Origin of the sequence: Lentihominibacter faecis (assembly GCF_014306095.1) — a bacterium.
GTDB classification, from domain to species: domain Bacteria; phylum Bacillota; class Clostridia; order Peptostreptococcales; family Anaerovoracaceae; genus Lentihominibacter; species Lentihominibacter faecis.
The window spans coordinates 1-22,059 of the sequence record NZ_JACRWC010000033.1; the positions used below are offsets into that span (position 1 = coordinate 1).

Here is a 22,059-nt window from a genome sequence, read left to right on the forward strand (position 1 = left end):
TATACTTGTCATGCGGAAACCTCCAGTGTATGGTTTTGTGTGGTAACTTAACTTTAACACAGAATTGAAGTTTCCGCTTTTTCTTTATTTAGTTGTAACACATGTATTGTAATCCTACACACCCCACTCGCCCAGCCCGCCATATTCCATTGCAAATCTAATAAAAAAATGGTATGATTTAATGTGGTCAAGACAAGATAACAATAAATCAAGATAAATGAGGAGCATTTAAATATGAAAGCAAAAGAACTGGAATTTATCCCGGTGATCCTGGGAGGAGATATCACCACGTATAGCCTGGCGCGCTCATTCCATGAGGAATACGGCATCAAATCCATCGCTATCAGTACGGTGAAAAACTGGCTCAACTCCTACTCCAGCATCATTGATAATATCATAGAGCCGAAGATGAATGATCTGGACACATTTCTGAAACGACTTACCTCGCTGGGTGAGCAGTACCTGGGCAAGAAAAAACTGATCCTGATCGCATGCGGAGACTGGTATGTACGCATGATCATCGAAAACAGAGATACTTTGGAAAAATATTATGTGATCCCGTATATCCAGGAAGAACTGCTCAACAAGCTGGTGCTAAAAGACAGCTTCTATGACATCTGCGAGAAGACCGGTGTGGACTACCCGAAGACATTCGTTTACGACGTGAAGGAAAAAACGGAACTGGATCTGCCGTTTGATTTCCCGGTCATTGCCAAGCCGGCCAGCAGTGCGGAATACCACTATGCGGAATTCCCGGGCAAGAAAAAAGTTTTCAAGTTCAACTCCATGGATGAGCTGAAAACCATGCTTTCCAACCTGGAAAAAAGCTCTTACAACTACAAATTCCTGATCCAGGATTTCATACCGGGAGACGATAACTACATGCACATCCTGACCTGTTACGTGGATCAGGATTCAAAAGTGCGCTTCATGTCGTTCGGACACACGATCCTGGAAGATCATGGGGACGCAGCTATCGGAAATCCAGTGGCCATCATCAACCAGGTGGATCGCGAGGTCATGGACAAGTCCATCCGATTCCTGGAAGAAACCGGGTACACAGGCTTTGCAAACTTCGATATCAAATATGACGAAAGAGACGGCAAATACCGTTATTTTGAAATCAATACGCGGCTCGGCAGAAGCAATTTCTACGTTACCGGAAGCGGCTTCAACGCTGTAAAATGGATCGTAGACGATCTGATCTACCACAAGGAATTCGACGACGAGATCGTTATCGCCGATAACGAGAACCTTTACACTGTCGTGCCGAAATCCATCGTCCTGGCTTACTGCGGAACACTTGAGCTGAAAGAACAGGTGCAGCGCCTTTACAGAGAAGGTAAAGTCAGCAACCCGATCGATTACAAAGGGGAACGCAACATCATCCACAAGCTTTACGTCAAGTACTTCATGCACACCCAGAAAAAGAGATTTAAACGGTTCATGGAACTGGAAGGCATCAAATAAGGTTGGTGCAGCCCGATGCGTTCCGAGAGGACGCCGGGGCAGAAGAGGATGCAAAGCCGCCTGCGGGCGGCAGCAGAAAGCAGGTGAGGGAGAATGAAGAACGCAGTAGGCGTGCTGGGCGGTGTAGGACCTCTGGCCACCGTTTATTTCATGGAAATGATCATCGAAATGACGGACGCCTCCAAAGATCAGGAACATATCGATATGCTGGTTTCCAATCATGCCACGATCCCGGACAGGACCGGATTCATCCTGGGAGAAAGCTCGGAATCGCCGATGGACGCCATGGTGAAGGACGCGCAGATGCTGGAAACGGCAGGCTGCAGCTTCGTCGTGATCCCATGTAATACCGCGCACTATTTCTTTGAAGACATCAGAAATTCCGTCCAGATCCCTGTCCTCAACATCATCGAAGAGACGATTGATTATGCGAAAAAGCAGGGATCGCAGCGAAAGATCCCTCGCGAGATAAAGAAACTGGGGATCCTGGCAACGGAAGGAACGATCTCTTCCGGGACTTACAGCTTTTACGGCAAACCGGCAGGCGTGGAATGCGTTGCGCCGGATCCGGGATTTCAGAAAAAGGTCAATCACATGATCTACGACCAAATCAAAGCGGGCTATCCCGTGAGCCGCGAGGCAATCATGGAGGTCATCGACCATATGCGCGGCAAAGGCTGCGACGCAGTTATCATGGGATGTACGGAGCTTTCGGTCATCTATAGAGATCTGAAACTGAGAGAAACCTGTGAAGACGTGATCGATTCCCTGTGGGTGCTGGCTCGCAGCACCGTCTTAAAAAGCGGGAAACAGCTGCGCGATTAAGTGGAAGATTTTTAAAAATGAATAAGCAAATACAAGAAAAGGGCTTTCTGAAAACAGCCGCCATATGGTGGTGCCATTCAGAAAGTCCTTTTTGCATGAGGCTGTTCTTTATCAATGAGGCTGATGCGACAAATAAATTATGCTTAGGTGTTGACAAATAATATTATATAGCGTATAGTATTGAATAACGAAGGGCATAGAACCAGGCGCAGCATTCAGATGATGCTGCGGGCTGATGTCCATCGCGATAAAATCAATAAAACTAATGAAAACAAGGAGGACGCTATGGCTTTTAAAATTGAATCCAGCCTGCTCGATGCGTGTGCTCTGGCGATATTGACACGGGGAGATACTTATGGATATGAGATCACCCAGTCCATGAAACAAGCCATCGTGGTATCGGAGTCCACGTTGTATCCGGTGCTGCGCAGACTGCAGAAAGAAAATTTCTGTAAGACTTACGATGAACCGTATCAGGGCAGGAACCGAAGATATTACAGCATCACGGAAGAAGGCAGAGCCAAACTGGAAGAATACAAGCTTCAGTGGATCGACTATAAGACGGCAATAGAAACGTTTTTAGGCGATGCAGACAATCCGGTTCAGGCTGCATCTGACGCAGATGATTCCGCGTCAGGCACAGACAATGAAAATCAAAAAAAACTGGGAGGGAATGATGATGAATAGAGCAGAATTTATGAAAATACTCCGCTCGGAGCTGCGCAGGCTCCCGGAGGACGAACGCAATTCAGCGCTTGAATATTACGAAGAATACTTTGATGAAGCAGGTCCGCAGAAGGAACAGCAGGTACTGGAAAATCTGGGTAATCCGAAAAAAATCGCAGGACAGATCAAGGCGGACTATGCGATGCAGCAGCTGGATCAGGAAGAGATGCCGACAGCGAAAAAAGGATGGTCTGCGTTCAAATGGGCTATCGTGGGCATCTGCTCGGCGCCGATCTCCATACCGGTCGCTATCGTGCTGGTATGTGTAGCTGTTGCTGCATTTATAACATTTGTAGGATGTGCAGCAGGTGTGATCGCAGGGATTATCGGGGCGGCAGCGGCCAGTATCGCTTTTCTGGTACTGGGAGTACTGGCTTTTCCGGCTGCTGTTTCCACGGGGATCATGCTGCTGGGGATCGGCCTTGCAGGACTGGGCGTTTCAGCTCTGCTGGGCTGGCTGGTCGTATGGGGGATCAAAGCTCTTGTTTCAGCTTCCATCGGTGCCATCAAGCGGAGCAATGAGAAACGGAAGGCGAGGAAACTTGAACAAGAGAAAGATGCGGCTGACTGGACGTATAAAGAGGAGGTATAACAATGGGAAAGAAAACGAAAAAATTTCTGATCATCTGCGGGATCGTAGTTGGTGCCGGTCTGCTTCTTACCATCATTGGAGCAGCAGCAGGCGGTATCAGCAGCATAGATAAACTGGCAACACGTTATACATGGATCGCAGGTCCGGCAGAAGAGGAACAGCAGCAGACGCTGGATCCGTCTCAAACTTTCGATGCGGTCAAAGTGACGGGAGATGCGGATCTGGATATCGTGAAAGGCAGTGAAGATTCGGTCAAGCTGATCTATCCGAAGGATATGGGGAGTTATCAGATGGAAGTGAAAGATGGCACGTTGCTGGTAAACTATAGCTATGACAAGCATACGCTCATCAATTTTTCTTCAGAAGACAGTTCGCCTAGACTTGTTATCACACGCAAGGATCCGTCTTCCATCAAAACCGTGGATGCAGATCTCAGCTGGGGAGATGTACTCCTGCAAAACATGACCATAGACAGTGCAGTGCTGAAGTTGAGCGACGGAGATGTAGACCTGACAGGAAGCCAGATCGGCACGTTAAATGCGGAGCTGGATTATGGAGATATAGAAGGGGATCATGTGAGCTGTACGACACTTTCGGTGAACCTGAAGGATGGAGACTGCGAGCTGGACGGTACTTTTAACGGAGACGTCAATATAAGCAGTCAGTATGGTGATATCGAAATCTTCACAAGGCTTGCAGAAAGTCAGTATACCGTCAGCGCCGGATCCAGCTATGGCGATGTAGAAGTCGGTGGTACGACGAAGGAAGACGGTGGAACACTTACGCTGGGAGCAGGCCCATACAAAATGGCCCTTCAGTCAGATGATGGTGATGTCAACGTAAGATTCGGCAGCAAATAAAACGGAAGACTGCTGCCGGCTTACCGGAAATCCACAAAATAAAGACAAAAAAACAGAGAATCCACAGATCAGAAGCGACCTGGGATTCTCTGTTTTTGCATAAGAACGCCTTAGAATTCCGTTTCGCAGACTTGTCCAAGATCGATGACCAGCTGATGAGTGATCTTCTGCACGTGTTTGTGCGCGTGGATCAGCGCGTCCGGTGCGTGCTCAAGCTGCTGTGCCAGTTCGTGAAAAAAATACTCCGCATCTTTCATGTGCAGATGAAGTGTCGTAAGTCCCAGCATTCCCGACAGCCCTTTGATAGAGTGACAGAGGATAGATGCGTTGGAATAATCGCTGTTGCTGATGTGCTTGTCAAGCTCCCGCACGATCTTGCCGCTATTCTCTTTGAACTTGTTGAAATGCTTTCGAAACAGATCCGGATTGTTCCCCATGTTCCGGATCCCTTGATCCACATCACAGATACTGGTGCTTGCGTTCTGTTCTGCATTTGGTTCTGACCATATGTATTCCATAATGCCCCCTCCATTCCTAACGTTGCCGCAGATTAACGTTACAATCTCATTGTAAGGCAGGATATACCATATTTCTACAGCAATCGTTCATCAAATTCCGACACGGTTCGACAAGTCTCTCAAATAGGTGTTGTAGTATTTTCCGGAAATTGATACAATGAATTGGAAATGGGGGAAGATATGATTACGATATTGATCAAGATCGCGGCATCTCTTGTGCTGGGTGTCCTGGCAGGATTTGGCGCGGTGTACATATTTAATAAAATGCCGGCAGCCTGGCTTTCCGATTATGATGCAAAGCCTCCGGCGGAGCTTACAGATCCTCATATCCAGAGGGTCAAGGGCTTTCCTTGGAGATGGATCTATGCGGCGGGATTCAGCTGCCTTTTGATCCGGCTGTCGTTTTTTGACGTGCAGTTCGCGGCGGCGGGACTTTTTGCATGCTGGGCTTTGCTGATCATCGGGCTTGCAGATCTGAAATATATGATCATACCGGATCAGTTCGTCATCATGCTGGCTATCTCGGCGTTTGGCTTCATCCCGTACCAAAGCGGGCTGATGCAGCCTCTTCTGGGGGCGCTCGTCGGCGGCGGAGTCATGCTTATGGTGGGCGTACTGGGCGGCGCAGCGTTCAAAAAGGAAGTCCTGGGCTTTGGTGATGTCAAGCTTTTCGCCTGTCTGGGGCTTGCCCTCGGGTTGACGGGAACCGTAGTAGTGCTCATAGGAGCATCGCTTCTCAGCGGGATCGGTGCGGCCATTGCCATGGCCTCCGGGCGTGCGAAGAAAGACGATGCGAAACCTCTCGGCCCATATATTTGCGGCATGGGGATTTTTTATATTTTTATTGTGTGGCCGTTTTTGTAACAGAGCGAACCTATTACTTTTCAAACCCTTTCAAATTTGATATACTTATAAAATGGATAAAAATATTTTACTGAAAATTGCCTATGATGGCGCAGGCTTTCACGGATGGCAGAGGCAGCCTGACAAACCCACGGTGCAGGGGCACCTGGAAACCGTCCTTTCCCGGCTGTTCAAGACTGAGATCCTGCTCAACGGAACCAGCCGGACAGACGCCGGAGTACACGCTCTGGGACAGCAGGCTTCCTTTAAAGCCGATGTGAATATCCCTGTCGAAAAACTGGCGCAGGTAGTAAACAATGCCCTGTGCGGCTGTGAGAAGGGCAGTTTCGCCATATCGCCGGTGCGGATCGTTGAGGCAGAAGAAAAACCTCCGGAATTTCACGCTCGCTTCGACGCCAGAGGCAAGACGTATATTTATAAAATCAGAAACACACAGACAATCGATATTTTTCAGCGGAATTACGTCTATCATGTGGCGGAACCGCTGGATGCGGACGCTATGCGTCAGGCTGCAAAGCTCCTTGCAGGGACTCACGACTTCAAATCCTTTGAAGCCTCCGGCAGCACGCCGCGGGAGTCCACCGTCAGGACGATCTACAGGCTGGAACTTTTGCAGAAAGAAGATCTGCTGGAACTCCATGTTACGGGAGACGGATTTCTCTATAACATGGTTCGGATCCTTGCGGGGACGCTGGTCGATGTGGGGCGCGGCAGAATATGCCCGGAACAGATGACGGAGATCCTTGATGCAAAGGATCGTCAGGTAGCGGGACATACTGCGCCGCCATTTGGACTTTATCTGGCGAAAGTGTATTATGAAGAAGGAGAACTTTATGGATAACAGACCCGGCTGGGACGAATATTTTATGGAAATGGCCGTGCTGACCGCCAGACGATCCACATGTCTGCGCAGACACGTGGGAGCTGTGATCGTGCAGGAAAAGCATATCGTGGCCACAGGCTACAACGGTGCACCGAGAGGTCTGGATCACTGCGGAGACCGGGAAGGCGGCTGCCTGAGACAGCAGCTGGGGATCCCGTCAGGTCAGAAGCATGAACTTTGCAGAGCGCTCCATGCGGAGCAGAACGCCATTATTCAGGCAGCGACTCTTGGACAGAGTATCGAAGGAGCGACGATCTATATCACCCACCAGCCCTGCATCATCTGTGCGAAGATGATCATAAATGCAGGGATCAGAAGAATCGTAGTAAAGGAAGGCTATCCTGATGAAATGTCGGTAGGTATTTTGCAGGAAGCCGGATTGAAAATCGTAATGTTAGGAGAAGCATAGTGACAGCAACCAGTTTTATGTTATGGGCGCCGTTTCTGCTGGCCTTTGCCGTGGCATGCATCGCAACGCCCTTTGCCATCTGGATCGCGCCTAAGATCGGGGCAATGGATGTTCCTAAAGATGACAGGCGTGTGCATAACAAGCCGATTCCAAGATTCGGCGGAATCGCTATTTTTGCCGGTATGATGGTAGCCCTTGCGACTTTTGCAGCAGAAGATAAAGGCGTGCCTGCCGCCATGGCGGGATGTACGCTGATCTATATACTGGGTCTGATAGATGACCTGAAAAATCTCAAGCCTGTCGTCAAGCTTTCCGGGCAGGTCGTAAGCGCGGTCGTCGTCTATGCGATGGGGCTTCGGATCGAATTTATCACCAACTATTTCGGGCCGGGAAACATGGCTTTTGGCGATGTGCTCTGCTTTGGGGTCACCGTGCTCTGGCTGGTGGCGATCACCAATGCAGTGAACCTGGTGGATGGTCTGGACGGCCTGGCGGCGGGGATCGCAGCCATTTCGGCGCTTTGCATCGGGTATGTGGCGTATATCCACGGGCATTATATCCCGACGGTCGCTATGATGGTGATTGCAGGAGCGGCGCTTGGATTTTTGCCGTATAATTTTCATCCTGCAAAGATTTTTATGGGCGATGGAGGCTCACAGCTTCTGGGGTTTTCGATCGCAGCGTTCTCTATCATGGGAGCGGTAAAGACGACGACGATGGTCGTTGTAGTGATCCCGGCGCTGGTACTCGGTCTGCCGATTTTTGACACGGTATTTGCTATCGTTCGTCGTGTGATCCGCAGACAGCCCATCGGCAGAGGGGACAAGGAGCATCTGCACCACAGGATCCTGAGAGCAGGATACGGGCAGCGTCGCGCGGTCATGATCATGTACTGCATCAGCGGGCTTCTGGGTGTTATGGCGGTCCTTTACAGCCGCGGACTGATGGTGGAATGCGTGGGACTGCTGCTTATTGCGGCGATTCTTCTGTATGTTCTGCTGGGCAGTGATACGGCGCAGCATCTGCATTGCGTGGAAAAAGATAGAACTGGCGGACAGGATAAAGAAATAAACAGGACAGAAAATGAAAGGGACGGAAGTGAAAAATCAGCAGACATTGAATGACATTAAAACAAGGGAGCTTCTTTCCATGCTGCGTAAGATCGCGCTGCCTATTGCACTGCAGAGCCTGATTGGATCCAGCCTCAGCCTCATCGATAATCTGATGGTGGGAAGTCTGGGCGAACTGCAGCTCAATGCGGTAGGAGTATCGGTGCAGATCTTTTTTGTTTACTGGATGCTGCTGTACGGCATCTCTGGCGGTGCAGCTACGTTTATCTCCCAGTTCTATGGTGTGGGAGACTTTAAAAATATCAGAAGAACAACAGGCTTTACCTTGACGATAGCAATGGGGATAGGCCTGCTCTTTTTTATTGCAGCGGAGGCTTTCCCGCAGTACATCCTGAGGATCTTTACTAAATTCCCGGAGGTGATAGAGGAAGGATGCAGCTATGTGCGTATAGGAGCGCCGACATTCCTGATGCTGGCAGTGACGCAGCCCTTTACTATTGCGCTGCGGGCGACTCAGCAGACCAGGCTGCCTCTTTATGCCAGTGCAGTGGCTCTGGCGACCAACACCGGCTTGAATTATCTTCTGATCTTTGGCAAGCTGGGGCTTCCGGCTCTTGGCGTCGACGGTGCGGCGCTGGCAACGTCTATCGCAAGGCTGCTGGAGATGGGACTGATCCTCTTCGTGGTGTTCGGCAGAAAGAATAAGATTGCCGGAAAGCTTTCGGAGTTCTTCAGTTATGGAAAGGATCTGGCGAAACGGATCTATAGGAATGCGCTCCCAACGACTGCGAACGAAACGCTCTGGGGGCTGGGCACCTCTCTTTATGTGGCGGCATTTGCCCGGATCGGCATCACGGAGGGGGCGGCGATACAGGCTTGCAATACCATCAACAATCTGTTTTCTCTGGCGGCATTCAGCATTGGAGATGCCATCCTGATCCTCATTGGACAGAAACTGGGAGAAGGCAAGCTTGAGCTGGCTTATGCCATGTCAAAAAAGATCATTATGGTGGGACTGATCATAGGACTGGTCATGGGTGGCGGTGTCATCCTCATGGGAGAGCCGATCCTAAGGCTCTTTGACTTCACACCGGAAGGCGCTGTCTATGCGAAAAAGATCCTGATGGTGTACGGAGCAACATTGTGGCTGACTCTTTATAATGCCATGCACGTTACGGGGACTCTGAGAGGAGGAGGCGATACCCGTTTTGCTATGCTTACAGAAACGGGGACGGTGTGGCTGATCGGTGTGCCGCTGGCGTTTCTTACATCACTGTATCTGCACTGGCCGATCTACATTGCGGTGCTGGCAGTGAAAAGCGAAGAGGTTGTGAAAGCCATGATACTGACGAAGAGGTATCTGAGCAAAAAATGGCTCAAAAATGTCATCGAAAACATTGCCCTATAGGGGAACAGCGATTTCGAAAAAAATCAGCAAAATCGTACATGATATTAAAAAAACACAGCATATAAATCAAGGAATCGATTTGCTGAAACCGCTGAAAATGTAGGGATTGTTAATATTTGATAAAATTGAAAAAAGTATTTCACAATTACAGCAAATAGGTGTATAATGATATACAAATCGAAAAATAAGCAAGGGAGAAAAAACACAAAATGGATGAAGTCAGCAAGCTAAAAAAACAAGTCGCGATTTATGGTCTGGCAGTTATCGCTGTCTGTGAAATAGTATCCCTTTTTATTATTGGTTTTGATATCGGGTTTACCGTTTTCCTGCTTGCGGGATTTGCCGCGGCACTGGTGAATTTCTGGCTGCTGGCATTCTTTTTACAAAAGATGCTGGACAGCGGCAATGCGGGATTTTCGACGATAAGCTTTGTAATCAGGATATTGATATATTGTGCAGTATTTTTTATCTCGGTCAAACAGGGACATACTCCCAGCTGGGTAGGCTGCCTGATCGGGATACTCGCACCAAAAGTTCCTCTCTATTACTTCAATGCTGTCAAGCCGGACTTCAATACGAAGCGAAAGGTTCGCCCGGAAGTGCAGGCAATGTACGAGCAGGAGGACAAGGAGAAGGATGACGAGTACTGGGGCAGAAAGGAGGATTAGCTATGCATGATTTATCGCATCTGGGACCGAAAAAGGTCTTTATCTTCGGCGATGGCTCGTTTTTTATAACAGAGACTGTCGTTTGGGGCGTGATCGTGGCATTGGTCATCGGGATCCTGGCGTGCTGGTCAGCCAGCAAGCTGCAGCGGGTTCCGAAAGGCAAGCAGGTGATTGCAGAATTCGTGGTAGAAAAAGCGTACAGCATGGTACAGTCTGTCATGGGCGTTAAGCTCGGAACGGTCTTTGCACCATACATGGCATCGATATTTTTCTTCATGCTGCTTTCGAATCTGCTGGGACTGTTTGGATTCCGTCCGGTAACGTCGGATCTGAACTGTACGTTCGCACTGGCGATCACAACATTTTTCCTGATCCAGGGGACAGGAGTCAAGTTCATGGGTGTTGGAGGCAAGCTGAAGCATATGTGCTCTCCATATCCGTTTATGATTATAATCAACTTGATCGAGATGTTCTCGACGCCGCTTTCGCTGGGTCTGCGACTGTTCGGTAATATACTGGCAGGTATGATCGTTATGTCTCTTGTATACAGCGGACTGGCAACACTTTCGCTGCAGTTTGTGGGCATACCGATTCTGGACGCCATTTTCCCATTACCGGCAAACGCGTTCTTTGATATGTTCGAACCTGTGCTGCAGGCGTACATATTCACAATGTTAACCATGGCATTTATGGCCAATGAAGCTATTACTTTAAGCGATCATATAGAAGAGTAACAACAAGGAGGATATTATCATGACAGGAATTACACCGGAAGCTTTTGTACTGGGATTATCAGGACTTGGTGCAGGTCTGGCAATGATCTGCGGTATTGGTACAGGTATTGGACAGGGTTATGCAGCTGGTAGAGCCGTTGAAGGCGTAGCAAGACAGCCGGAAGCCCAGAGTGATATCTTAAAGATCATGCTGGTTGGTCAGGGTGTATCAGAAACACCGACCATCTTCGCATTCGTAGTTTCCATTATCCTGATGTTTGCAAACCCACTGGTTGGCTTACTGTAGGGGAGACTCCTAAAACTGTAAATTGTATGAAATCATATGACAGGGAAGGAGGCGATGAATGATGGAGTACACAGGCCTGATAGAGATAAACTGGTCGATTATAATGATCTGGATCACAGTCATTGTTTTGTTCCTCGTACTCAAGAAGTTCTTCTTTGAGAAAGTCAAGAACTTTATGGAGACGAGATCCAACTCCATCCAGGACGCCTTTGACAGTGCAGAAGCTGTAAACAGAAGAGCGGACGAAAAGATGCAGAACTACACGAAGCGTATAGCTAATGTAGAAGCAGAAGGAAGAGAGATCATCCGTGACGCTAAGATAAAGGCAGATGCACAGGCAAGAGAAATAATAGAAGATGCCAACAAGCAGGCGACTGAGATAATGAACAAAGCAGAGAAAAACATCGAAAGAGAGAAGCAGAAAGCCATGGAAGAAATGCGCAAGGAAGTTGCTGCTCTGGCGATGCTGGCTGCTGAGAGAATCGTAGAACGAGAAATCCAGAATATCGGTCAGGATGAAATCGTGGATGAAGTGATAAATAAAGCAAGGAGTACAGGATGGCAGAATTAACAGTTGATCTTACCTACGGAAGTGCGCTTTATGAAGCGGCAGAAGACGTGGGAAAAAGAGATGAGATCGCAAAGAATGCCGACTGGGTGCTCGAAGTACTTCGGGACAACCCGGACCTTCAGAATTTTATCAACTATCCGGCGATATCGGCGAGAGAAAAGAAAGAAACGATCGAGAAGATATTCGACGGGAATGTATGCGAGGAATTTCTGAATTTCCTTTACGTTTTGATCGATAAAGGAAGGACGATGCATCTTGCGAAAATCATAAAGGTGTATAAGAGTCTTATGGAAAAAGAAGAAGGATATTCCTACGGTACAGTGTATTCAGTAGTTCCGCTGGACAAGAAGCGGATCGAAGAGCTGGAGCAGGATGTATCCAAGCTTTTGCAGATGAATGTAAGACTGACGAATGAAATAGATCCCAAACTGATCGGAGGCTTTAAGATCCTGGTAGAAGGTCGGATCATAGACGCGTCCATCAGAAAGAAATTTGACGATCTCGAAAGTCAAATTAATTTAAATTAGGGAGGAGAAGAAATGAACCTGAGACCGGAAGAAATAAGCGCAGTCATAAAAGAACAAATAAAAAACTATAAAAATCAGCTGGAAATTTCCGACTTTGGGACCGTTATCCAGGTAGGTGACGGTATCGCCAGAGTATACGGTCTGGAAAACTGTATGTCGGGTGAACTTCTGGAATTCCCGGGCAATACATATGGTATGGCCATGAACCTGGAAGAAGACAACGTTGGTGTTGTAATCATGGGTTCTGACCGGGAAATAAAGGAAGGTGATATCGTAAAACCGACCGGCAAGGTAGCAGAAGTGCCGGTAGGAGATGCGATGATGGGACGTGTTGTAAACGCGTTGGGACAGCCGATCGACGGCAAGGGCCCGATCGTAAGCAGCGAGTCGCGTCCGATAGAATACCCGGCGCCGGGAGTTTTGCAGCGTAAATCCGTTAACCAGCCTCTGCAGACAGGAATCAAGGCCATCGACTCTATGATTCCGATCGGAAGAGGACAGAGAGAGTTGATCATCGGTGACAGACAGACTGGTAAGACAGCCATCGCCATCGATACTATTTTAAACCAGAAGGGTGAAGACGTGATCTGTATCTACGTTGCTATTGGACAGAAGAAATCCACGGTAGCACAGCTGGTACAGAATCTGGAAGACAAGGGTGCAATGGATTACACCATCGTGGTATCCGCAACAGCGTCTGACGTAGCACCTTTGCAGTATATCGCACCGTACGCAGGATGCGCCATCGGAGAATACTTCATGTATCAGGGCAAGGATGTTCTGATCGTATACGATGACCTGTCCAAGCATGCGGTCGCTTACAGAGCCATGTCCCTGCTGCTTCGCAGACCGCCTGGCCGTGAAGCATATCCGGGAGACGTTTTCTATCTCCACTCCAGACTGCTGGAGAGAGCGGCCAAGCTTTCCGATGAACTGGGCGGCGGATCCATTACCGCATTGCCGATCATCGAAACCCAGGCAGGAGACGTATCGGCTTATATCCCGACCAACGTAATTTCCATTACGGACGGTCAGATCTATCTGGAAACAGAACTCTTCTTCACAGGGCAGAGACCTGCCGTTAACGCAGGTATTTCCGTATCCCGTGTAGGAGGTAACGCACAGATCAAGGCAATGAAAAAAGTAGCCAGCTCCGTTAAGCTGGAACTGGCGCAGTACAGAGAACTGGCAAGCTTCTCACAGTTCGGTTCCGACGTGGATGCGGATACCAAGGCGCGGCTGGATCACGGCCAGGTGCTGATGGAGATCCTCAAGCAGCCGCAGTATCAGCCGATCCCGGTAGAAAAGCAGGTCATGATCATTTACGCTGCCGTAAATCATGTGCTGGACGATATCGAAGTGGAACAGGTCAAGGATTTCGAACACAAGCTGTTTGAATTTATGGACACCCAGTATCCACAGGTAGGAAAAGCCATTCGCAGCGAAGGCGTGATCAGCGATGCTACAGATGCACAGCTGAAGGAAGCCTTGGAACTTTGCAAGAAGGAGTTCCTGAGCACGAATGTATAGCTTTTCAAATGAGAAAAACACAAGGGAGGTGTGAGAGTGGCCGCAGGAAATATACGTGATATAAAACGCCGGATCAAGAGCGTCACCAGTACTGAGCACATCACTAACGCGATGAAGCTGGTATCTGCCGGCAAGCTTCGGAAGGCGAAGGCGATCTTCGAAAAGACAAACGAAAACTCACACTATATCACTCATACAATAAGCGAAATCTTTAATAACAGCAAGGATATCCCGGAAGAGTATCTGGAAGGGACCCGGGAGATCAAAAAAACCTGTTATATCGTTGTAACCAGCAGCAGAGGACTTTGCGGCGGGTTCAACAGCAGCATCCTCAAGGAAGCGCAGTCCATGATCGACATGAGCGGAAGCGAATCGGTGATCCTGGCCATCGGAATGAAGGCCAAGGAATACTTTGAAAAGCGCGGCTATGAGATCTTCAGTCACTACCTGGCTCCACCGGAGAATATTTCGTTCCTGGAAGCCAGAGAAATGGCGCTGCCTTTACTGGATCTGTATACGAAGGGTGAAATCGACGAGATCCAGCTCGTTTATACATCCTTTATCAGTTCCATGGAACAGCAGGTGCGGACGGCGAGACTTCTTCCGTTTGACGTAGAACACGATCCGGAAGTGATCCGCAACGCCAAGACGGTGGAATATGAACCATCGGTAGAGGCTGTGTTCAACTACCTGGTTCCGAAGTATGTAGAGATGATGCTGTATGCGGCAGTAGTAGAATCGGCGACCTGTGAGCATGCCGCCAGACGGATGGCGATGGAAAACGCCACCGACAGCGCCAGAGAAATGCTGGATGTGCTGTCCCTCACCTACAACAGGGCAAGGCAGTCTGCGATCACAGATGAAATCATAGAAATCGTAGCCGGTTCCGAGGCACAAAATTAGGAGGCGAAAATGAACAAGGGAAAAATACATCAGATTATAGGACCTGTAATCGATATCAAGTTCAATGAGGACGAGATGCCTGAGTTGCTGAATGCCGTGAATATAGAATTCCAGGGAAGGACCATCGTGACAGAAGTCGCTCAGCATAAGGGTGACGATGTAGCGAGATGTATCGCTCTTTCCTCGACCGACGGACTCAGAAGAGGCATGGAAGCCGTGGATACGGGGGCACCGATCCAGGTACCTGTCGGCAAGGAAGTACTGGGAAGAATGTTCAACGTAATCGGTGAAACCATCGATGAAAAGGGAGAAGTCGACACAGATCTGGTAGCATCCATTCACAGAGAGGCTCCGTCTTTCGAAGAACAGGATACTTCCGCACAGATCTTTGAAACAGGTATCAAAGTAATCGACCTGATCGCGCCGTACACCAGGGGCGGTAAGGTTGGTCTGTTCGGCGGTGCCGGCGTAGGAAAAACCGTACTGATCCAGGAGCTGATCAGTAATATCGCGAGAGAACACGGCGGTATTTCCGTATTCGCAGGCGTAGGCGAACGTACAAGAGAAGGTAACGACCTGTACTACGAAATGATCGAGTCGGGCGTAATCAAAAATACGGCCATGGTATTCGGACAGATGAATGAACCGCCTGGTGCCAGAATGCGTGTTGCACTGACCGGGCTGACGATGGCAGAATATTTCCGTGATAAAGAAAATCAGGATGTGCTGCTGTTCATCGACAATATTTTCCGTTTCACTCAGGCAGGTTCTGAAGTATCCGCACTGCTGGGACGTGTACCGTCCGCAGTAGGATATCAGCCGACCCTGGCAACAGAAATGGGTGCACTGCAGGAAAGAATCACATCCACGAAGAAGGGATCCATCACTTCCGTTCAGGCGGTATACGTACCGGCCGACGACCTGACTGACCCTGCTCCGGCGACGACGTTCGCCCACCTGGATGCGACGACCGTACTTTCCAGATCCATCACAGAGCTGGGTATCTATCCGGCAGTAGATCCGCTGGAATCCACTTCCAGAATCATGGATCCGCTGATCCTGGGCAAGGAGCACTACGAAACGGCCAGAGGCGTGCAGGAAGTGCTGCAGCGCTACAAGGAACTGCAGGACATCATCGCCATCTTAGGTATGGATGAACTGGCTGATTCCGACAAGCTGATCGTAAACAGAGCCAGAAAGATCCAGAGATTCCTGTCTCAGCCGTTCAGTGTAGCGGAACAGTTTACCGGCATGGAAGGTAAATACCTGCCGCTGAAGGAAACCGTTCGCGGCTTCCGCGAGATCCTGGAAGGCAAGCACGACGAAATTCCTGAGCAGATGTTCCTCTTCGCAGGCGGTATCGATGAAGTTGTCGAGAAGTACGAGAAGAGCAAGAAATAGGAGAAGGAGGGATCTGGTATGGCAAGCAGCGTAAGACTGGAAATAATTACTCCTTCAAAAAAGTTTTATCAGGGTGATGTAGAACTCGTGATCGTCCGTACTCTGGAAGGTGACGAGGGATTTATGAAAGGTCATGCCTGGGCGTGCAAGCTTCTGGACATCGGTGAAATGTGGATCCAGGAGAAGGGCGCTGCAAAGAATTCCTATAAGGTGGCTGCCATCGCCGGCGGTTTTATCGACGTCAAGGATACGATCATCATCTATACTGACGCGGTAGAATGGGCCGAGGATATCGATATGGAGCGTGTCAACGCTGAGAAATCTCGTGCTGAAGAATGGCTGCGGGATCATGAAGCAGACGGTACACCGGACGAGATCCTTCGTGCCAGAACATCCATCGCGAAAGCAGAACTGCGAGCAGATGTTGCCGGTGGCGGAAGACGTAGAAAACACTAAAGGAGCGCCCCGGGGTGCGTCAATGACGCCCTGTCGGGCGACAAACAAAGGAGCGCATTATGGGTGAAAATACGAGAACAGCGCTGATCGGGATAATCGTGGAAGACGCCGGATCAGTAGAAGAACTGAACCAGCTTCTGCACCAGTACCGTGATTACATCATCGGACGGATGGGGATCCCTCATCCTCAGAAATCCATTTCCATCATCAGCATTGCGATGGAAGCGGATCAGGACACGGTGAGTGCACTTTCTGGAAAGCTGGGCGCACTCAAAGGAGTCAGCACAAAAACGATTTATTCGAAGAATTAAAGAGTATAAAAAAGCTGCCGCTTGCGGCGGCTTTTTTGTATGGAAGAGTAGAGGGCTTAAAACAAAAGCGGGTTAGCGCTGGCCAACCGGTGGGCGGGGAAGAAAACCTGCTCGAGCACCTCGTTTCCGCGAATCGTGGTTGTGTGTCTGGCTACCCTGCAATACCACGATTCGGAAAAAATCTTGGTGGTAGGATAGTGAGGCTATCCTGACATGGATAAAAGTCGCAGGTTAGGGTATTATGAGGGAATCGAAACTGAACTGATTATCCTGAATAAAATGTGATCGAGTGATTGGGATAGTTTTCAGGCCTCGGGCGGTGCCGATAGAAGGCAAAATAACATTTCTGGCTTTGATAGTAAAATCTGTGGTATTTTTTCCGCTAACAATACCCTGGAACGCGAATCACCTGCATTACAGGATATTTTACAGCATTCCAAACACGATCCTTCCTGTCTGATACACCACAGTGCCCATCCCCCACGCAACAGCCGTCTGAAACAATGCAGTATAAACGGCGTACCGCCATTTGCCGCAGGTCTTGCGGATGGCAGTGAGAGAGGCAATGCATGGTGCGTAGAGCAGACAGAATACGAGAAAGCTGCAGGAGGAGGCCGGGGTGAAAACATCGCACAAAAGCCTCGGAACGGAGCCGCCAGCCGTAGTTTGCGCCAGGATGGAAAACGTGCCGGCGACGGACTCCTTTGCAGAAAGTCCGGTGAGGACAGCCGAAACCGCTCGCCAGTCATCAAACCCCAGAGGTGCGAAAAGCGGTGAGAGAAATCGCCCAAGACAGGCCAGCATGCTTTCGCGACTGTCGGACGTCATGGCCAGAGCCGGCGTGAAATTTTGCAGGATCCAGATGACAGCGGATGCGATCAGGATCACAGTAAATGCCTTGCGGACGAAACCGAGGCTGTTTTGAAGCACGTCCCGAAAAATAGTTTTTGCCCGGGGTATCTGGTAGGGCGCCATGTGCCAGGTCGCGAGCGGCAGACTGGTACGAAAGCGGATACGGCTTAAAAGCAGTGCATAGCAGACTGCCAGCAGGATCCCGGTCAGATAGATCAGCAGCATGGCGAGGACGCGATGGCTTGAAAAAAATACTTGCGTCAGGATCAGGTAGATCGGCAGTTTTGCACTGCAGGACAGAAACGGGATCATGGCAATGGTCAGCTTTTGATCACGGTGAGAGGAAAGTATTCCGGCAGCCAGGATCGCGGGGACGCTGCAGCCGAAGCCGGTGACCAGAGGCAGGATGGCTTTGCCGCTAAGGCCGATCTGATTCATGGGGCGGTCCAGGATCCGTGCCGCCCGATCCATATAGCCACTGTGTTCCAGCAGGGACAGGAAGAAAAACAGAGTCGCAATAGTCGGTAGAAACGAGAGAATGCTGCCGACGCCGGCACAGATCCCATGGATGATTAGCTCGTGGATCCAGAAGGGTATCCCGCTGCTCGCCAGCTTCAGGCTCAGCAGGTCGGTGAGCCGACGGAGCAGGCATGCCAGAGGTTTAGTCAAATAAGTTTCGGAAATCTCAAAGGTGAAGTAAAAGATCCCTCCAAGTATGATCAGAAACACAGGGATCGCCAAATAACGATTCAAAAAGAGGCGATCCGCCAATATAGTCTTGCTGCAAAGGATCCGCCGAGGGTTTCTTTGTGTGTGCTTTTTCTTACAAAGCTTCGGTTTCATGGCGTGTTTCTCCTTCTGCCATTCCAGAAATAAAGTTCATTTTGTGTACTTGCGAGTACACTCTGCGCACTTTTCAGTTTACCTTTCCTCCATTGAACGGTATAATGATTACATATGAGTATATGCGTTGCGAGCGCAAAGCTGCCGCATTTTGATAAAGGAGCGTATTGGAATGGAACAACAGGAAAGAACTTTTCGGATCGGACCGATCCGCCCGCCCAGTGAAGCGAACAGCCTGCTTCTGCAGGTGACAAACGGATGCACATGGAATAAGTGCAAATTCTGCCAGCTGTATCGTCATACGAAATTCAAGGCTTACAGTGCGGACAGCATCAAGGCCGATATAGATAACATCGCATATCAGGCGGATATCATCCGCAGATATCAGACGCCACTGGGTGCGTGGGATATCGACGGACTAAATCAGGAATTGGGACAGATACCGTCAGAAGAAGAACGACAGTGTTTTTACATGGTGGCCAACTGGCTGGTAGGCGGCGGAGAAAATGTATTTTTGCAGGATGGCAACACGACAGCCCTCAGCAGCGGGAGGCTTTCAGATGTGTTGATCTACCTGAAGCAGGCATTCCCCGGCATCAAGCGGATCACATCATATGGACGTGCAGAAAACCTGTCGCGGGTCAGCGCAGAAGAATATGCAGAGCTGAAGGAAGCCGGGCTGGATCGTATCCATTCCGGTTTTGAAACCGGTTCAGATGCGGTTTTGCAGAAGATCAACAAGGGCGTCACGCAGCAGCAGGAGATCACGGCTGGAAAGAATATCAAAGCCGGAGGCATCGAACTTTCGGTTTATTTTATGCCGGGTGTTGGCGGTAAAGAACTGACAAAAGAAAACGCAGAAGGTACGTCTCATGTCATCAACGAGATCGGGCCGGATTTTCTCAGGATCCGGACGGCAGCGGTCAAACCGGGGACAGGACTGTATGAGGATTACCAGAACGGTCAGCTGACCCTTTGCAGCGACGAAGAAAAGCTGCTGGAAATCAGGACCGTCATAGAACGAGCGCCGGAAATCGACACCCGGGTGGTCAGCGATCATATCATAAATCTTTTGCAGGGAGTCGAAGGGCATATCGTGCTGGACAGGCAGAAAATGCTGGACATGATCGATGGATACCTGAACAAGCCGGAGTACGAGAAACGGCTGTATCAGGCAGCACGCCGGATGGCACTGGTCAACGGACCTGGGGATATGAAATATCTGGACCAGAGCCGTGTCGATCAAATCGAAAGTCTGATCCGTGCGATCCCGGATCCTTATGAATGGGAAGAAAAAATGAACGCGCTGATCGGGCGCTATATTTAAGGCGGGCGCGGTGATTTTGCGCGTCTGAAACAAGGAGTATGAATGAGCTACAGAGTGAAACTCAATGTTTTCGAGGGACCGTTCGATCTGCTCGTCTACCTCATTGAACATGCGGAGATGAGTATTTACGACATTCAGATCTCGGAAATCGTAAAACAATATATGGAGCATGTGAAAGCCATGCAGATCACTGATGTCAACGTGTCATCGGAGTTTATGGTGCTGGCGGCCGCTTTGCTGGAGATCAAATCCAAGATGCTGCTGCCGCGGGCAGTGCCGGAAGAAGGAAGTGCTGAAGTCGCCGAAGATCCACGGACGCAGCTGGTTGCAAAGCTTTTGGAGTACAAAAAATTCAAGCGGATCTCCGAAATGCTGGAGGCTTGCGAAGAGCATACTGCTAAGATCCTGGAAAAACCGCAGGAGGATCTTGCGGCATATACAGGAGAGCCGGACGAGTATCTCAGCCTCGATATCGAAAAGTTCAAAACGGCTTTCGAGCAGTTTCTGCGGCGCAAAAAAAAGCTGGAAGAGATACGGGAGCACCACAGAAGATCAGAAAAGCAGCGGTTGACCCAGGAGCATAGAATGGACGATATCCAGGAATTTTTCCGCAGTGATCCGAAGCGAAAAGCGGATTTCCGGGAACTGATCCATAAACGCGATGACAAATACGATGTTGCCGTGACATTTGCTTCTGTACTGGAAATGATGAAGCAGCGTCGCGTGGATGCAGAGCAGAAGTATTTGTTTGGAGACATCACCGTTACAGCAGCGGAAGAACTCTTTGCAGAAGATGGGAGCACGGAGCCGGAAGCGGCTGGAGATGCCGGGAGCATGAGAACGGGAATCGCCGGGGGTGCCGGAGATGCCGGAAGCATGAGAACGGGAAGCGCCGAGGGTGCCGGAGATGCCGGAAGCACCGAAGAGAGAGAGGAGTAGGCCATGGCAGGAAAGAAAACCATAAAATCTGCAATCGAATCCATGATGTTCGTATGGGGCGAGCCCCTTGATATCAAGGAGGCGGCTGAAGTTTTTAATATGGATAAGAAAGAGATCTATCCGTATTTTAAAGAATTGCAGGAAGAGTATGAACAAGAAGGCCGCGGGATCGTGATCCGTGAGGTAAACAAGTGCTTTCAGTTTGTGACCCGGGCGGAGAACATAGATTATATAGAACGGCTTTGCACGCCGGTGAAACATAAAAAATTATCGCAGTCGGCGCTGGAAGTGCTGGCGATCGTAGCGTACAAACAGCCGGTGACAAAAGGTGAGATCGAATCGATCCGCGGGATCCGATGCGACCGCGTGCTGGAAGGCCTGGGCAAGAAAAAACTGGTGGCGGAAGTCGGCAGATCCGATGCTGTCGGACGTCCGATCCTGTATGGCACCACCGATGAATTTCTGAAGCAGTTCGGGTTCAGCACTCTCAAGGAGCTGCCGGATATCGTGGATATCGAGGGGGCGCTCGATGAGGAAAACGGCGAAAATGATATACTTTACAGCCAGCAGATCTCCATCGATCTGTCGCAGGCAGAACCGGATCGCACAGACAAATAAATGGAATATCCGTCCTCTCTGTCGCGTAATATGACAGAGAGGATTTTTTTATGGAATTTTTGAAAAAGGGAAAGAAAACTATTGCGATCATCATGACTCTGGTAGTCGTTTTGACGGGCATGTATATTTGTGCGCAAAGGCATGGCGATGTGATGTGGACCAGTGCGCCGGACTTTGCCATATCAGCGGGACAGGCGATTTTGGTCGATGGGGATACAGGGAGAGTTTTGTATGAAAAAGCTGCCGATCAGCGAGCGTATCCTGCCAGTACCACAAAGATCATGACAGCACTGCTGACCCTGGAGATCCTGGAGAAGTATGACAGTCCTCTCGACCAGAAGGTTGAGGTCCCGGCGGAAGCAGAGGGGGTGGAAGGGTCGTCTCTGTACCTGAAAGCCGGTGAGAAAATCTCTATAGAGGACTTGCTATACGGTATGATGCTGGTGTCTGGAAACGCTGTCTCTTATA

At 49.6% G+C, this 22,059-nt stretch carries 26 protein-coding genes; 24 read left to right on the plus strand and 2 right to left on the minus strand.

Features of this window, described 5'->3' with window-relative positions; all coding sequences use genetic code 11:
- The first annotated feature begins 234 nt into the window (after positions 1–234).
- The 5 genes from H8876_RS01880 (at position 235) to H8876_RS01900 (ending at position 4,473) form a co-directional block, all read left to right on the plus strand.
- On the plus strand, positions 235–1,470 hold the full coding sequence (locus tag H8876_RS01880) for a carboxylate--amine ligase (RefSeq protein WP_249286301.1): 1,236 nt from the start codon (positions 235–237) through the stop codon (positions 1,468–1,470).
- Positions 1,471–1,563: 93 nt separating this feature from the next.
- The gene (gene cuyB / locus H8876_RS01885) at positions 1,564–2,295 is read left to right on the plus strand and encodes a cysteate racemase (RefSeq protein WP_249286302.1); all 732 of its coding nucleotides are present in this window, start codon (positions 1,564–1,566) and stop codon (positions 2,293–2,295) included.
- Between the two features lie 285 nt (positions 2,296–2,580).
- On the plus strand, positions 2,581–2,982 hold the full coding sequence (locus tag H8876_RS01890) for a PadR family transcriptional regulator (RefSeq protein WP_346727823.1): 402 nt from the start codon (positions 2,581–2,583) through the stop codon (positions 2,980–2,982).
- Positions 2,975–3,613 carry a DUF1700 domain-containing protein gene (locus H8876_RS01895; RefSeq protein WP_249286303.1) on the plus strand — a complete coding sequence of 213 codons (639 nt, stop codon included), beginning with the start codon at positions 2,975–2,977 and terminating at the stop codon, positions 3,611–3,613. The genes H8876_RS01890 and H8876_RS01895 overlap by 8 nt, the downstream gene beginning before the upstream one ends.
- A gap of 2 nt (positions 3,614–3,615) precedes the next feature.
- On the plus strand, positions 3,616–4,473 hold the full coding sequence (locus H8876_RS01900; RefSeq protein WP_249286304.1) for a DUF4097 family beta strand repeat-containing protein: 858 nt from the start codon (positions 3,616–3,618) through the stop codon (positions 4,471–4,473).
- 110 nt (positions 4,474–4,583) lie between these two features.
- Here the strand turns inward: H8876_RS01900 and H8876_RS01905 are convergent, their stop codons facing one another.
- Entirely contained in the window at positions 4,584–4,991 is a 408-nt protein-coding gene (locus H8876_RS01905) for an Hpt domain-containing protein (RefSeq protein ID WP_177264617.1), read from the minus strand.
- A 180-nt stretch (positions 4,992–5,171) separates the two neighbouring features.
- On the opposite strand from H8876_RS01905, the gene H8876_RS01910 reads away from it, so the two are divergent.
- From H8876_RS01910 to H8876_RS01980, 15 genes are all read left to right on the plus strand, one after another.
- Positions 5,172–5,855 (plus strand): prepilin peptidase, encoded by a 684-nt coding sequence (locus H8876_RS01910; protein ID WP_249286305.1) that lies wholly within the window; start codon positions 5,172–5,174, stop codon positions 5,853–5,855.
- A gap of 52 nt (positions 5,856–5,907) precedes the next feature.
- Complete coding sequence (truA, locus tag H8876_RS01915; protein WP_249286306.1) at positions 5,908–6,696, plus strand: tRNA pseudouridine(38-40) synthase TruA; 789 nt, start codon at positions 5,908–5,910, stop codon at positions 6,694–6,696.
- The gene (locus tag H8876_RS01920; RefSeq protein WP_177264620.1) at positions 6,689–7,147 is read left to right on the plus strand and encodes a deoxycytidylate deaminase; all 459 of its coding nucleotides are present in this window, start codon (positions 6,689–6,691) and stop codon (positions 7,145–7,147) included. Before truA ends, H8876_RS01920 begins: the two co-directional genes overlap by 8 nt.
- The gene (locus H8876_RS01925; protein WP_249286307.1) at positions 7,147–8,271 is read left to right on the plus strand and encodes an MraY family glycosyltransferase; all 1,125 of its coding nucleotides are present in this window, start codon (positions 7,147–7,149) and stop codon (positions 8,269–8,271) included. Before H8876_RS01920 ends, H8876_RS01925 begins: the two co-directional genes overlap by 1 nt.
- Positions 8,231–9,625 carry an MATE family efflux transporter gene (locus H8876_RS01930; protein ID WP_249286308.1) on the plus strand — a complete coding sequence of 465 codons (1,395 nt, stop codon included), beginning with the start codon at positions 8,231–8,233 and terminating at the stop codon, positions 9,623–9,625. Before H8876_RS01925 ends, H8876_RS01930 begins: the two co-directional genes overlap by 41 nt.
- 209 nt (positions 9,626–9,834) lie before the next feature.
- Positions 9,835–10,293 (plus strand): ATP synthase subunit I, encoded by a 459-nt coding sequence (locus H8876_RS01935; protein ID WP_177264623.1) that lies wholly within the window; start codon positions 9,835–9,837, stop codon positions 10,291–10,293.
- A 2-nt stretch (positions 10,294–10,295) separates the two neighbouring features.
- Positions 10,296–11,027 carry a F0F1 ATP synthase subunit A gene (gene atpB / locus H8876_RS01940; RefSeq protein WP_177264624.1) on the plus strand — a complete coding sequence of 244 codons (732 nt, stop codon included), beginning with the start codon at positions 10,296–10,298 and terminating at the stop codon, positions 11,025–11,027.
- A 19-nt stretch (positions 11,028–11,046) separates the two neighbouring features.
- The gene (gene atpE, locus H8876_RS01945) at positions 11,047–11,313 is read left to right on the plus strand and encodes an ATP synthase F0 subunit C (RefSeq protein ID WP_177264625.1); all 267 of its coding nucleotides are present in this window, start codon (positions 11,047–11,049) and stop codon (positions 11,311–11,313) included.
- Positions 11,314–11,371: 58 nt separating this feature from the next.
- A complete protein-coding gene (gene atpF, locus H8876_RS01950) occupies positions 11,372–11,884 on the plus strand; it encodes a F0F1 ATP synthase subunit B (RefSeq protein ID WP_177264626.1) in 513 nt (170 codons plus the stop codon).
- The gene (gene atpH / locus H8876_RS01955) at positions 11,872–12,411 is read left to right on the plus strand and encodes an ATP synthase F1 subunit delta (protein WP_177264627.1); all 540 of its coding nucleotides are present in this window, start codon (positions 11,872–11,874) and stop codon (positions 12,409–12,411) included. The genes atpF and atpH overlap by 13 nt, the downstream gene beginning before the upstream one ends.
- A gap of 12 nt (positions 12,412–12,423) precedes the next feature.
- A complete protein-coding gene (gene atpA, locus H8876_RS01960; protein WP_177264628.1) occupies positions 12,424–13,941 on the plus strand; it encodes a F0F1 ATP synthase subunit alpha in 1,518 nt (505 codons plus the stop codon).
- A gap of 36 nt (positions 13,942–13,977) precedes the next feature.
- Entirely contained in the window at positions 13,978–14,844 is an 867-nt protein-coding gene (atpG, locus tag H8876_RS01965; protein ID WP_249286309.1) for an ATP synthase F1 subunit gamma, read from the plus strand.
- 9 nt (positions 14,845–14,853) lie between these two features.
- Positions 14,854–16,245 (plus strand): F0F1 ATP synthase subunit beta, encoded by a 1,392-nt coding sequence (gene atpD / locus H8876_RS01970; RefSeq protein ID WP_249286310.1) that lies wholly within the window; start codon positions 14,854–14,856, stop codon positions 16,243–16,245.
- An 18-nt stretch (positions 16,246–16,263) separates the two neighbouring features.
- Positions 16,264–16,701: an ATP synthase F1 subunit epsilon gene (atpC, locus tag H8876_RS01975; RefSeq protein ID WP_249286311.1), complete on the plus strand. Its 438-nt coding sequence runs from the start codon at positions 16,264–16,266 to the stop codon at positions 16,699–16,701.
- Between the two features lie 59 nt (positions 16,702–16,760).
- Complete coding sequence (locus H8876_RS01980; protein WP_177264936.1) at positions 16,761–17,012, plus strand: TM1266 family iron-only hydrogenase system putative regulator; 252 nt, start codon at positions 16,761–16,763, stop codon at positions 17,010–17,012.
- 426 nt (positions 17,013–17,438) lie between these two features.
- On the opposite strand, the gene H8876_RS01985 is transcribed toward H8876_RS01980, so the two are convergent.
- Positions 17,439–18,707: a ferrous iron transporter B gene (locus tag H8876_RS01985; protein ID WP_249286312.1), complete on the minus strand. Its 1,269-nt coding sequence runs from the start codon at positions 18,705–18,707 to the stop codon at positions 17,439–17,441.
- Positions 18,708–18,879: 172 nt separating this feature from the next.
- Between H8876_RS01985 and H8876_RS01990 the strand changes: the two genes are divergently transcribed.
- The 4 genes from H8876_RS01990 to H8876_RS02005 form a co-directional block, all read left to right on the plus strand.
- Positions 18,880–20,034, plus strand: coding sequence for a radical SAM protein (locus H8876_RS01990; RefSeq protein ID WP_249286313.1), 1,155 nt, complete (start codon positions 18,880–18,882; stop codon positions 20,032–20,034).
- Positions 20,035–20,076: 42 nt separating this feature from the next.
- A complete protein-coding gene (locus tag H8876_RS01995) occupies positions 20,077–20,973 on the plus strand; it encodes a segregation and condensation protein A (RefSeq protein ID WP_249286314.1) in 897 nt (298 codons plus the stop codon).
- Positions 20,974–20,976: 3 nt separating this feature from the next.
- Positions 20,977–21,591 carry an SMC-Scp complex subunit ScpB gene (scpB, locus tag H8876_RS02000; RefSeq protein WP_177264940.1) on the plus strand — a complete coding sequence of 205 codons (615 nt, stop codon included), beginning with the start codon at positions 20,977–20,979 and terminating at the stop codon, positions 21,589–21,591.
- Positions 21,592–21,641: 50 nt separating this feature from the next.
- Positions 21,642–22,059, plus strand: a 418-nt coding sequence (locus tag H8876_RS02005) for a D-alanyl-D-alanine carboxypeptidase family protein (RefSeq protein ID WP_249286315.1), incomplete at its 3' end; no start/stop codon positions are given.